Annotated in this window: 8 protein-coding genes and 1 pseudogene; 2 read left to right on the top strand and 7 right to left on the bottom strand. The window is 67.7% G+C overall.

Features of this window, described 5'->3' with window-relative positions; genetic code table 11:
* Positions 1-11: 11 nt before the first annotated feature.
* From ACWCPQ_RS10610 to ACWCPQ_RS10580, 7 genes and pseudogenes are all read right to left on the bottom strand, one after another.
* Entirely contained in the window at positions 12-1316 is a 1305-nt protein-coding gene (locus tag ACWCPQ_RS10610) for an LLM class flavin-dependent oxidoreductase (protein WP_449896992.1), read from the bottom strand.
* Positions 1313-3112 carry an FAD-binding protein gene (locus ACWCPQ_RS10605; RefSeq protein WP_449897360.1) on the bottom strand — a complete coding sequence of 600 codons (1800 nt, stop codon included), beginning with the start codon at positions 3110-3112 and terminating at the stop codon, positions 1313-1315. Before ACWCPQ_RS10605 ends, ACWCPQ_RS10610 begins: the two co-directional genes overlap by 4 nt.
* Before the next feature lie 93 nt (positions 3113-3205).
* Positions 3206-4078: pseudogene (locus tag ACWCPQ_RS10600) on the bottom strand (3-carboxyethylcatechol 2,3-dioxygenase); the annotation flags it as partial.
* Entirely contained in the window at positions 4035-5705 is a 1671-nt protein-coding gene (locus tag ACWCPQ_RS10595) for a bifunctional 3-(3-hydroxy-phenyl)propionate/3-hydroxycinnamic acid hydroxylase (protein ID WP_449896990.1), read from the bottom strand. The pseudogene ACWCPQ_RS10600 and the gene ACWCPQ_RS10595, both read right to left, overlap by 44 nt.
* Position 5706: 1 nt before the next feature.
* Positions 5707-6570: an alpha/beta fold hydrolase gene (locus ACWCPQ_RS10590; protein ID WP_449896988.1), complete on the bottom strand. Its 864-nt coding sequence runs from the start codon at positions 6568-6570 to the stop codon at positions 5707-5709.
* A gap of 76 nt (positions 6571-6646) precedes the next feature.
* Positions 6647-8299 (bottom strand): FAD-dependent oxidoreductase, encoded by a 1653-nt coding sequence (locus ACWCPQ_RS10585; RefSeq protein ID WP_449896986.1) that lies wholly within the window; start codon positions 8297-8299, stop codon positions 6647-6649.
* A 116-nt stretch (positions 8300-8415) separates the two neighbouring features.
* The gene (locus ACWCPQ_RS10580) at positions 8416-9963 is read right to left on the bottom strand and encodes an AMP-binding protein (protein WP_449896985.1); all 1548 of its coding nucleotides are present in this window, start codon (positions 9961-9963) and stop codon (positions 8416-8418) included.
* 500 nt (positions 9964-10463) lie between these two features.
* Between ACWCPQ_RS10580 and ACWCPQ_RS10575 the strand changes: the two genes are divergently transcribed.
* Positions 10464-11324, top strand: coding sequence for a mycofactocin-coupled SDR family oxidoreductase (locus ACWCPQ_RS10575; RefSeq protein WP_449896983.1), 861 nt, complete (start codon positions 10464-10466; stop codon positions 11322-11324).
* A 163-nt stretch (positions 11325-11487) separates the two neighbouring features.
* Positions 11488-12852 carry a cytochrome P450 gene (locus ACWCPQ_RS10570; RefSeq protein ID WP_449896981.1) on the top strand — a complete coding sequence of 455 codons (1365 nt, stop codon included), beginning with the start codon at positions 11488-11490 and terminating at the stop codon, positions 12850-12852.
* Positions 12853-12914 lie beyond the last annotated feature (62 nt).

Here is a 12914-nt window from a genome sequence, read left to right as displayed (position 1 = left end):
GCTGCTGCCGTTCAGCCCTGCTGCTGTTCCTTCAGTGCCTGCGCAGCCTTCACCCGGCCTTCGTTGATCTCGGCCATGGCCTCGGGAATCTCGCTGGCGGTGAACTTGCCGCCGCGGCCGGTGGGCAGGCCGCCGATCGAATAGGTTTCGTCGAATTCCGGTACCGCCCAGGGCCGGCGCCGCGCTTCGGCCTTCTCCAGGACCGGCTCGAGCCGCTTGGCCTTCGCGGCCCGGGCGGCCTCGTCGCGTTCGATGAATTCCGGCAGGATCTCCTTACCCATGATCTCGATGGATTCCATCGTTCCTTCGTGGCTGCGCGGGTTCAGCAGCAGAATGATCTCGTCGACCCCGCTCTCCTCGTAACCGCGCAGGAATTCGCGCACGGTGTCCGGGCCACCGATGGCACCGCGGCCGGGGCCGTAGGCGAGGGTTTCGTCTTCCTTCACCGCGTCCAGGTAGCTGTCCCACACGCCGGTGCGGCCGGGTGTGTGCATACCGGTCATGTAGTAGTGCATGATGCCGAACGAGAAGAACCCGCCGCCCAGGCCGAGGCGTTTCACGGCTTCCTCGTCGGTCTTTGCGACCATCATCGACAGGTCACCGCCGATGGCGAGAATGTTCGGGTTCATCTGCGGCACCGAGGGCGCGGCAGCGTTCTCGAATTCCTCGTAGTAGCCGCGCACTCGCTCACCGAGCGCCTCGGGACCGGTATAGGCGAAACTCAGTGCACCGATACCCTTCTGGGCTGCCATCTGCACCGACGACGGCCGGGTACAGGCGACCCACAGCGGCGGGTGCGGTGTCTGCCGGGGTTTCGGAATGACATTGCGGGGCGGCATGGTGATGTGCTCGCCTTTGAACCCGCTGAAGGGGGTCTCGGTCATCGCGCGGATGGTGACCTCGAGGGCTTCCTCCCACTGGGCACGCTTGTCCGCGGGGTCGATATTGAACCCGCCGAGCTCGGCCACCGACGACGATTCACCGGTACCGAATTCCACCCGGCCGCCGGACAGGTGATCGAGGGTCGCCACCCGCTCCGCGGCGCGGGCCGGGTGGTTGATACCGGGCGGCAGATGCATGACACCGAAACCGAGCCGGATGTTCTTCGTGCGCTGGCTGGCCGCGGCGAGGAACATCTCGGGCGCCGTGGCGTGGCAGTACTCCTCGAGGAAGTGGTGTTCGGTGAGCCACACGGTGGAGAAACCGGCTTTATCCGCAGCTTCTACCTCGGACAGCCCGTCGGAGAACATCTCGAATTCGTCGTCGTCGCTCCAGGGCCGCGGCAGGGCGAACTCGTAGAAGAGGGATATTTTCATCGGTTACCTCCAGTGGATCGGATCGTCATGTCATTTCCTTCGGCCGGCGCAACCGCCCCTTCGCCGGTGTCCCCCGGTGCTCCGGACCGTGCTCGCCCGGCGCAGTGCTCGGCGGCGAGGTATCCGAAGGTCATGGCCGGGCCGATAGTGGCGCCGGCGCCCGCGTAGCTGCGGCCCATGACCGCGGCCGAGGCATTGCCGACCGCGTACAGTCCGTCGATCGCCGACCCGTCGGCACGCAGCACCCGGGCGTGCTCGTCGGTGCGCAGGCCGCCCGAGGTCCCGAGGTCGCCGAGGACGATCCGGAACGCGTAATAGGGCGGTTTGCCGAGTGGGAACAGATTCGGATTCGGCAGCGTGGGATCGCCGTAGTAGTTGTCGTACACACTGTCGCCGCGCTGGAAATCGTCGTCGTGGCCGCCGCGGGCGAGTTCGTCGAACCGGGCGGCGGTGGCCTCGAGTTCGGCGACGGGGACCTCGATCTTCGCGGCCAGTTCGGCATAACTGCCGGCGGCTTTCACCACACCCGATTCCAGCCAGGCCGCCACCATCTTGTACCCGGTCGGGACCGGCGCGAACGGCACTTTCGGGATCGGCAGGTGCCCGCCGATCACATACTTGTGCCAAGAGCGGTGATCGGTGATCAGCCAGCACGGGATATGGGTGACCCCGGTGCGCTGGCCCTCGATCATGGCGTGCCCGAAGTCCATATAGGGCGCGGCCTCGTTGATGAACCGCTTCCCGGCCCCGTTGACGATGAACTGCGCGGGCATCATGCGTTCGTTGAGCATGAACTGCATCCGCCCGTCGGGCCATTGGATGGCCGGGAACCACCAGGCCTCGTCCATCAACGCGGTATCCGCACCGGCCTGCTGTCCGGCCCGGATCCCGTCGCCCAGGGCCACCGGATTACCGAAGCTCCAGTCCTGGTCGACCTCCGGCAGTTCCTCGTTACGCCAGGTCATATCGTGGTCGAATCCGCCGGTCGCCAGGATCACGCCGTGGCGGGCCCGGATCCGTACCGGTTTTCCGTCGCGGGTGACCACCGCGCCGGTGATCTGCCCGTCGGCGCCGGTGATCAGCGAGGTCATCGGCGAACTCAGCCACAGCGGGATATCGCGTTCCTTCATCGCCAGCCGCAACCGTGCGATCAGGGACTGGCCGATCGCGGCGATCCGGTCGCCGAACACATGGGCCCGCAACATCCGCCAGATCAGTTTCAGCAGCACGGCTTTACCGCGCCAGTTCTGCCGGACCTGGTAGAACATCCGCAGGTCCTTGGGCCCCAGCCAGATCCCCTTCGGCGCGAGGGCGAGCGGTTTGAGCAATTTCGCTTCCTCGTCGCCCAGTTCGCGCAGATCGATCGGCGGTACATTGATGGTGCTGCCCTGCGCCGAACCGCCTTCGATCTCGGGGTAATAGTCGGCGTACCCGGGTTTCCAGACGAATTCCAGCCAGCTGCTGCGCTCTTCGAGGAAGGCCATCATGTCCGGCGATCGCTCGACATAGGCCCGCAACCGTTCTTCGGTGACCAGCCCGCCGGTGATGGTGCGCAGATAACCGACCACCGCGTCGGGGTCGAGCGCGAACCCGTCCCGCTGTTGCGCGGGCGCGTTGGGCACCCAGATTCCGCCGCCGGACAGGGCGGTGGAGCCGCCGTAGTAGTCGGCCTTCTCCACTACCAGGGTGTCGAGGCCCAGTGCTTCGGCGCGTAGCGCGGCGCTCATCCCGCCGCCGCCGGAACCGATCACCAGTAGATCGACGGTTTCGTCGAAATCCGTCTCGTCGGTGCTCACTGCGCGCCTCCTGTCGTCGCTGCGCTCATCGGCGGGCCGGGCCGTGCGGACGGCGAATCCGGCGATGAGTTCTGGTGCGGGCCGGTAGTAGCGGACGCCGGTGTGATAGGCCCCCTGTGCGGCCAGTGCCGCGAAGGCCGCCACCCAGGTCCGGATCTCGTGCGCCGAATTACCGGCGATCCGGGTGATCTCGCTGTTGTCCCAGTCGTCCACGGCGGCCAGCTCGCCGGTGTCCACGAGTTCGAGGAACGCCCGGTCCCAGTCGGGGTTGAGCGCCTGCAGCGGGCTGTCGCCGGCGGCGAAGTCACGGGCGGCGGCGATCACCGCGGCCTGGCGAGCGGCACGCTGTTCGATGGTCATCGGCCGGCCGTGCACGATCCGCTCCAGTACCGGCTCGGGGGCGCCGCCACGCCGGGGTACCGGCGGGTCGTGGGACAGGCCGCCCGATCCGATGATCAGTACCCGCTTGCCCAGGGTCGCGAGATGACGGCCGACCGCGGTACCCAGTGCCCGCACCCGGCGCAGCGGGCCCAGTGGCGTCGCCACCGAGTTCACGAAGATCGGGACGACCGGTCGCGCGGTGGCGTCGCCGAACAGGCGCTGGAGTGGTTGCACGGTGCCGTGGTCAACCGACATCTCCGCCGAGGTCGCGATATCGATCCCGGACTCGAGCAGCGCTTCGGCCAGCCGCAGGGCTATATCCTCCGGCACGTTCAGTGGCCCGGCGTGGGTCCCGTAGTCCCCGACCGCGGTGGCCGCGGTACCCAGACAGAAGGGCGGCATGAGTTTGTAGAAGAACCCGTTGTAGTGGTCCGGGGCGAACAGCACCACCAGTTCCGGATCGAAGTCCCGCACGAAATCCCGGGCCCGATCCAGCGCTTCGCCGACCTCCGTGCGCAGTTCGGGACCCGGGCCCGGGAGTTCAAGGAGTGGGCTGTGCGAGACGCAGCACACGGCCAGTGGCATCGGTACCTCCCGGGGCGAGTTCGAGGGTTTTGCGCAGCGCCGCACCGAGTTCGGGGGCGTGCTGGGCGATACAGGCGCCGGCGATACACCGGTCCGGGCGCAGGAACAGCACCGAATCGAGCTGGCCGTCGAACCATCTCTTCAGGGCGCCGGTGTGGTCACCGACCACCCCCACCTCGGGGTCGTCGTGCCCGGTCCAGTGCAACTGGGTCGCGGGCCGTGCCTCCACGAAACGGGCGCCGAGGTCCTTCCACCGAGCGAATTCGCTGTCCCCCAGCAGTTTCCGGGGCTGGTTGTTCCAGCACAGCACCGCGAACCAGGGACCCAGGGTGTCGTCGAGCAGCACATCCGGCCGCGCCCGGGTGGCGACGCGCGGCTGGATGAACAGGGTGCCCACCGCCGAATTCGGCGACCGCGACCAGCCGTGCACCACCGCGCCGCGGTCGTAGCGGGGCATGGGTTTGAACCGCATCCCGAGCACGTACCGTTTCAACGGCGGTACCAGCGCCAGCCCGCGTACCGCCACATCCCGGACCGCGGCGACCCGGGTGTTCGTCGGCGAGATGACCCGCCCGACCATGGTCGACAGATCGATCATGGCCCGGGCGTGTTCACGCCGCTCCTGATCGTAGGTGTCGAGCAGACCGTCGCCGGCGATCCCGGACACCACCGCCGCGAGCTTCCAGCCCAGATTGGCCGCGTCCCGGATCCCGCTGTTGTAGCCCTGACCCTGCCAGACCGGCATGAGATGGGCGGCATCCCCGGCCAGCAGCAACCGGCCCTTCCGGAATTCGCCCGCGATCCGGGAATGGTGGGTGTAGACCCGGCGCCGGATCACATCGAGACGTTCGGGATGCGGGACGAAGGAGGCGAGCAGCCGGGCCAGGAATTCCGGGGTCTCGGCGTCGGCATCGGATTCGTCGTCGTGCAGCAGGAATTCGAACCGGCGGATCCCGTGGGCCAGTGAGATGGAGACATTCGGCCGCGCCGGATCTGCCCCCACCTCCACATTCGGATGCCCGAGCGGATCACCGTCGATATCGACCACCAGCCAGCGGGTCGGCGAGGTGGTGCCCTCGAAACTCACCCCCATCGCGTGCCGGGTGGTGCTGCGGCCGCCGTCGCAACCCACCACGTACCGGGCCCGCACCTGTTGTGGACCGTCGGCGGTATCGAGCCGCACCAGGACCTCGTCGCCGGTGTCGTCACATTCGCTCAGCGCGGTGGCCCAGCGGATCTCGACGCAGTCGAAACGAGCCAGCCCGGCCAGCAGTTCGGCGTCCACCAGCGGCTGGATGAAACCGCTGCGTTTGGGCCAGCCGAACTGCTGATCGGTGGGCGCGATCTCGGCCAGCAGCCGCCGCTGTCCGTCGACGAACCGCATGATCTGGTTCGGGTTCGTATGCGGCAGGATCCGGTCCACCAGGCCGGTGGCCTGCATGGTGCGCAGGGATTCGTCGTCGATACCGACACCGCGTGGATAGTCGATGAGGCTCGGCCGTTCCTCCACCAGCAGGGTGTGCACGCCGTAGCGGCCCAGGGTGTTCGCGATGGTCAGGCCGACCGGCCCGGCACCGACGATGACGACATCGAATTTCGCGGGGCCGCTGCCGTTTCCGTGGTCCATATCAACCGCCCAGCAGGAATTCGAGATGGAGTGCGTCGAACTCCGCGGGTGATTCGTACTGGGGCCAGTGCCCGCAGTCGGGCAGCACCTCGAAGCGGGCGCCCGGGATCATCGAGGCGATCCGTTTGCCTTCGGCTACATCGGCGGTGGGATCGTCGCTGGTCCACACCACGAGTGTCGGCGCGGTGATCCCGCCGTATTCCGTGAGACCGAGCAGGTTGCGGGCCCGGATCTCCGGATCCTGGAGCGCCATGATGTCGCGCATGGCGTCCGCGAAACCCGGCTGCCGGTACACCCGCTGCCGACTGGCCACCAGGTCGGCGTATTCCTTGGATTTGTCCGCCATCAGCCATTTGATGCGCGCCTGCACTGTTTCCCAGGTGGGATCGGTGGCGGCCGCCATGGACAGCGTGACGATCCGCGCCATCACCTCCGGATCGGCCTGCGATCCGCCCGCGGTGTTGAGCACCAGTCGCTCGACCCGGCCGGGATGGTCGTAGGCGGCCCGGGCGGCGACCCAGCCGCCGAGCGATTCCCCGCTGATATGGGCCCGGGCGGCGCCGATCGCATCCAGGAACGAGATCAGATGCCGCACATAGTGTTCGATCTCCAGCGGATGACCCGGCTTATCGGTGTATCCGTGGCCGAGCATATCGATCGACCAGGTGGAGAAATGCTCGGCGTGCGCCGCCAGATTCCGGACGTAGGCTTCGGCATGGCCGCCCGATCCGTGCAGGAAGACCAGCGCGGGTCTGTCCCGGTCGCCGGCATGCAGGTAGCGCGTACGCACCCCCGCCACATCCAGATATCCCTGACTGAACGCGACACCCTGCAGGTCGCACCACACACTCTCGTATTCCGACACTGCTACCTTCCGCTCTGTCCACCGGTCCGGCGCCGGTCCGCCGGGACCGCGGGCCGCCCGTTCGCCCGCCACTCGCTCAGTACTTCACCGATTCACCGGTGGCCGCGTGATGGCCCGCGCGCAGCCCCCACACCATTGCGGGGCCGATGGTTCCGCCGGCGCCGCCGTAGGCCCGGCCGGTGACCCCGGCCATCGCGTTCCCGGCCGCGTACAGCCCGGGAATCACCGCACCGCTGATATGCCGGACCCGGGCGTCGCGATCGGTACGCGGACCGCCCTTGGTGCCCATGGCGCCCACGGTCACCGGCACCGCGTAGTACGGGCCGGTATCGACCGGTCCGAGCGTGCGTCCGGCGACGGTATCGGCGTCCGGATCGCCCCAGTAACCGTCGTATTCGCTGGCGCCGCGCCCGAAATCGGGATCGGCACCGGCCGCGACCGCGCGGTTCCAAGCGGCCACGGTGCGCCGCAGTCCGGCAGGGTCGATCCCGGTCCGGGCGCCCAGTTCGTCGAGATCCGCCGATTCGCCGAACCACTCCGGCGCCGTCCCCCCGGGTTCGACGCCCAGGAATCCGTACCGGCGCAGATGTTCGGCGTCGAACACCATCCAGCCGGGGTTGTTCACATAGCCGCCGCGCGGGTCCAGGTAGTGGAAGGCCCCCGCCATGGAGTTGTACTCGGCGGCCTCGTTGACGAATCGCTTCCCGGCCCGGTTCACGATGATGCTGCGCGGGCGGGTGCGTTCCAGCCGGACACTGCGGCTGCGTTGTTCGCCCTCGATGGTGTCGCCGGGCAGCTGTACCACCGGCACCCACCAGGCCTCACCCATGTTCCCGAGATCGGCACCCTGCGCCATGGCCATGCGCAGACCGTCGCCGGTGTTGTTCGGTGGCGAGACGGGGCCGGTCATCGGACCCCGCAGAAACGCTTTGACCAGAACCGGATCCCATTCGAATCCGCCGGTGGCCAGTACTACGCCGCGGCGGGCCCGGACTGCGAGCCGCCGGCCGCCGAGTTCGACCCGGACGCCGGCGACGGCCCCGGCGTCCGCGATCAGCTCCACGCCCCGGGCGCCGGTGCGCGGGGTGATCCCGGCACCGAGTACACCCTCGAGCAGTCCGGCGACCAGCGCCTGGCCCGCCACACAGATATCCGCGGTCGCGTCGCCGAGCACGGCACGCAACCGGGCCCGGGTCTCGGCGTCGAATCCGACATTGCTCCAGTCGAGCGGGAAGGTGGTGATCCGGTCCCGCCAGTCGCCCAGGCGGGCGAGGTCGTAGGCCGCGGGACCGAGCGATCGACCGCCCGCGGGCCGGCCGCCGGGCAGTTCGGGCTTGTAGTCCGGGAACCCTTCGGCCACTTCGAATTTCACCGCGCTGTGCTCTTCGACGAAATCGAGCATTCGCGCACCGGTGCGGACGAACACCTCGACGAGTTCGTCGTCCATCGAATCCAGCGACTGCGCGTCCAGGTAGGCCAGCGCCTCGGCCACGGTGAGTTCCCGGTCGGCGCGAGCGTGGGCCGGGATCCAGGCCAGTCCACCGGATACCGCGCTCGTCCCGCCGACCGTGGCCGCCTTCTCGAACAGTGTCACCGCCGCACCCTCGACGGCGGCGGCGAGCGCCGCGGTGAGTCCGGCGGCTCCGGTACCGAGAACGACGACGTCGGTCTCCTCGTCCCAGGTGTTCGACGGATCGGCTTCGGCGGCCGCGGGCTGATGCGATGGCACTGCGCTGTCCTTTCGGCGAGCAGGCGGAGTTCGAAGCGCCGGTCCCGGCGGGCTGTCGTGCGGAGCACGGGCCGGGACCGACGTGAGAAAAACGACAATCTCCCTTTGCGAGAATATTATTCTCGCTGGATGGATGCCGCAATACCCCTTCGGATCAAATGTTTCTGGATCTTGCCGCTGGGGGTGCGCGGGAACTCCGTGGCCTCGAACAACCGTTCCGGGAACTTCTGCCGCGCCACTCCCGCCCGCTCGAAGAAGGCCCGCACCTCCGCCCGGGAGGGGAGCGCACAGCCCGGTTGCAGCCGCAGCACCGCGCCCACCACTTCACCGAACCGATCGTCGGGCAGTGCGATCACCACTGACTCCGCCACCTGCGGCATCGCATCGAGGACGTCCTCGACCTCCCGGGCGCCCACGTTCTCCCCACCGCGGATCACCACATCGGCCTTGCGATCGGTGATGGTCAGGCAACCGTCGGCATCGAGCACGCCGATATCACCGGTGTGGTACCAGCCGTCGGCATCGAAGGCGCGCGCCGTCAGCTCGGCGTCGGTGTAGCCCAGGCACAGATCCGGTCCTCGGCTGAGGATCTCACCGTCGTCGGCGAACCGGATCTCCACACCCGGCATCGGGCGGCCGTCGGTGGTGAGCCGTTCGCGCGGCGGGGCATCGAGTTCCGAGGCGGTGATGGAGGGATGTTCGGTACTGCCGTAGGCCCGGAAGGCGATCACGCCGAGCTCGGTCAACATCCGCGTCACGGCCGCCGGCACCGCCGAACCACCCAGCCCCACATAGCGCATATGCGCGAGATGCTCCGGGGTGTAGTCGGGATGCTCGACCATGCTGGTGACGAAATACGGTGGGCCGCCGCCCACCACGAGCCCATCGGATCTCATCAGCGCCAGCGCGCGGCCCGGGTCCCAGACATCGAGCAGATTCACCGGCCGCCCGTGCAGAACCGGAAGCAGGCAGGCACCGACCATCCCGATGAAATGCCCCACCGGAGTGGCGGTCAGCTGATCGCCACGGTCGGCCCTGTTCCGCTCCGCGAGCTGCCGGGATTCACAGCCGAGGGTCTGATGGCTGTGCACCACCCCCTTGGGGGCACTCGTCGTCCCGGAGGTGAACGCGATCAGGGCGGGGCCCGCCGGATCGGCGGGTAGGACACCCGGCATGGGTTCATCGGCGAGCAGGTCGTCGAAATCCCGCCCGACGACACCCACGACGGGCACCTCGGCGCTGACGGCGGGATCGTGGACGGTACGACCGAACTCCGCCATGGTGATGAAAACCTTCGGCCGCGCGACCCGCAGGATATGGCCGAGTTCGGTACGGCCGTAGAAGTGCACGATCGGCACCACCGCGGCGCCGAGGAACGAGGCCGCCCAGAAGGTCGCGGCCGCCTCCATCCAGTTCGGCAGCTGGAACGCGAGCACATCACCGGGCCCGACACCCCGGGCCCGCAAGCCCGCGGCCAGCCGCCGGGCCACCCGCTCGACCTCGGCGAATGTACCTCGCCAGGGCCGGACCTCGGAGTGCACCCGGAACTTCGCATCCGGGGCCGCGGCCAGACCGCGGCTCAGCAGATCGCCCATGGTGTCTCGGGTCCACCAGCCTTCGGCCACATAGCGGGCGCGCAGCTCGTCGGGCACCACCCGGGTCACCGGACCCCACCTCGAATATCCCGGTCGGACATAACGGTTCACCCCTTCCGCGCCGGCGGGTGCTCGGCACCGGAGTACGGGGCACCTACGCGAACGCGCCGGAGTTCGTACCGCCGACTGGTGATAATCGAATTCTCTGATAGCGCGAACAATCAATTCGCGCGCAGCCTCCGGCGATCGTGATGGCGATATCGGTCGCCAACTGCCGAAATACCTCATGAGCCCGTTTTGATCACTCGACCAGCCTTCTTCCGAAACCTTGCCGCCGAGCCCACAGGTAGAGTACCGTTCTCGTATGCGAAAACGCAGTTCTTTTCGCATACGAGAACAGCCGTATGTCCGGAGCCGGTACCCGGTGGTGCTGGGTCGACACCGAAACGGGTCCGCGGCCGGATCGACGCGCGGTATTCGCCGCGCACCCTGTCCTGTGCCGCGCGCCGCCACCGGCATACCGGCACACCGGGCAGGTGACTCCCGGAAACAGATCGAAAGGGAATGCTGTGGGACGTGTTGAGGGCAAAGTCGCATTCATCACGGGCGCCGCGCGCGGTCAGGGCCGTAGCCACGCCGTCCGACTGGCGGAGGAGGGCGCGGACATCATCGCTGTCGACCTCTGCCAGAACATGTCGACCATCGGATACCCGCTGGCCACGCCCGAAGACCTCGAGGAGACCGTGCGCCTGGTCGAGAAGACCGGCCGCCGGATCATCGCGACCCGGACCGATGTCCGCGATGCCGTCGCCCTCAAGGCCGTGTTGGACGCGGGCGTCGCCGAGTTCGGCAAACTCGATATCGTCATCGCCCAGGCCGGTGTGGCCGGGATGAAGGGGCAGCCGGATATCCAGGCGTGGACCGATGTCATCGATACGAACCTGGTGGGCACCATCAATACCATTCAGGCCGCGCTCCCCCACCTCGGTGCGGGCGCGTCCATCGTGGCCACCGGTTCCACCGCGGCGATGGTCGATACCAGCAAGGTCGACAATCCCGGTTCCGATCTCGGCGGTATGGCCTATGTGCATTCCAAGCGGGCACTGTCCTACTACGTCTTCGATATCGCCCGGCACCTCTCGCCCCGGGGTATCCGCGCCAATGTGGTGCATCCGACCAACTGCAATACCGATATGTTGCAGAGCGAGCCCATGTACCGGTCGTTCCGACCCGACCTGGAGAACCCGACCCGCGCCGACGCGGAACCGGCCTTCTACGTCCAACAGGCCATGAAGACCCCCTGGATCGAGCCGGTCGATATCTCCAACGCCATCCTGTTCCTGGTATCCGACGAGGCCCGTTTCGTCACCGGTATGCAGCTGCGCGTCGATGCCGGCGGCTACCTGAAGTGGTACGACCACAAACTCTGACCCCACCCGGCCACGCCGAGACCGGCGGCGCGCGAACGAAGGCGATCGGCACGCGCGCCGCCGCACCGGTGGCGAGTCGGTATCCGACTCCCGGAGCGGCGCAGAGTTCCGGGCCCCGGCGAAGGTTCGCCGCACCCAGTGACCAGCAGAGGGACAACAGACCGTGACTTCTACGGATAACGACCAGCGCAAGCAGAACCGCTACCACTTCGATCGGCACACCCCCGAATACCGGGAGAACTTCGCCGAGATCACCCACGAGATGCATGCGAAATGCCCGGTGGCGTGGTCGGATACCTACAACGGACACTGGGTGGCCGCCGGGGGCAACGCGGTCTTCGAACTCGCCCGCTGCCCCGAGGTGTCGGTCGATCACGATGTGCACAACGAACGGCGCGGCTATCAGGGCATCTCGATCCCGAAAGCGCAGCGCGCCGCGATGGTTCGCGGCGGCATGCTGGAGATGGACGAGCCCGAACACCGCACCTATCGCTCGGTTCTCAATCCGTACCTGTCACCCGCCGCGGTGAAACGGTGGCAGCCGTTCATCGACGAGATCGTCCGGGCCTGCCTGGACGAGAAGATCGAAACGGGCCGGATCGATTTCGTGGACGATCTGGCCAATATCGTGCCCGCGGTACTGACCCTGGCCATGCTGGGGATCCCGCTGAAGAAGTGGTCGGTCTACAGCGATCCGGTGCACGCCTCGGTGTACACCCCGGAGAATTCCCCCGACGCCCCCCGGGTCGCCGAAATGCACCGGACCATGGGTATCGATATCCTCACCAGCCTCCACGAGGCCAAGACGAACCCGCGTCCCGGGCTGATCAAAGCCCTCACCGAGCTGCGTATCGACGGTGAACCGGCCCCCGATATGGAACTGCTCGGCATGATCGGTCTGCTGATCGGCGGCGGTTTCGACACCACCACCGCGCTCACCGCGCACTCCCTGGAATGGTTGTCGGACAACCCCGATCAGCGCGCGGAACTCAGCCGTGACCGCGACGATCTGCTCGATCCCGCCACCGAGGAGTTCCTGCGCTACTTCACCCCCGCCCCCGGTGACGGCCGCACCATCGCCGACGACTGCACCTACCAGAACACAGAGTTCAAAGAGGGCGAGCGGCTGTGGCTGTCCTGGGCGATGGCCAACCGCGACCAGAGCATCTTCCCCGATGCCGACGAGATCGTCCTGGACCGCAAGGGCAACCGGCACTTCAGCTTCGGGCTGGGCGTACACCGGTGCATCGGCTCGAACGTGGCGCGCACGGTGTTCAAATCCATGCTGCTCGCGGTCCTGGACCGGATGCCCGACTACACATGCGATCCGGCAGGCACGGTGCACTACGACACGATCGGCGTCATCCAGGGGATGCGTAATCTGCCGGCCACCTTCACTCCGGGTAAACGACTGGGGCCCAGCCTCGACGAGACCCTGGACCATCTGCAGCGGATCTGCGACGAACAGGGTCTGGCCGCGCCGGTGACCGAGCGGCCCGATGCCGCAGTGATCGACTTCGAGTACTGACCGAGAAGGGCCGGCCTGTACCGCGGGGTTCGGCCGGCCCTCCCTCTCCGACGAGGAACCGC

The sequence above is a fragment of the Nocardia sp. NPDC001965 genome (assembly GCF_053594175.1).
Note: the sequence above shows the minus strand (reverse complement) of the source record. Positions and strands in the feature narration are given on the sequence as shown.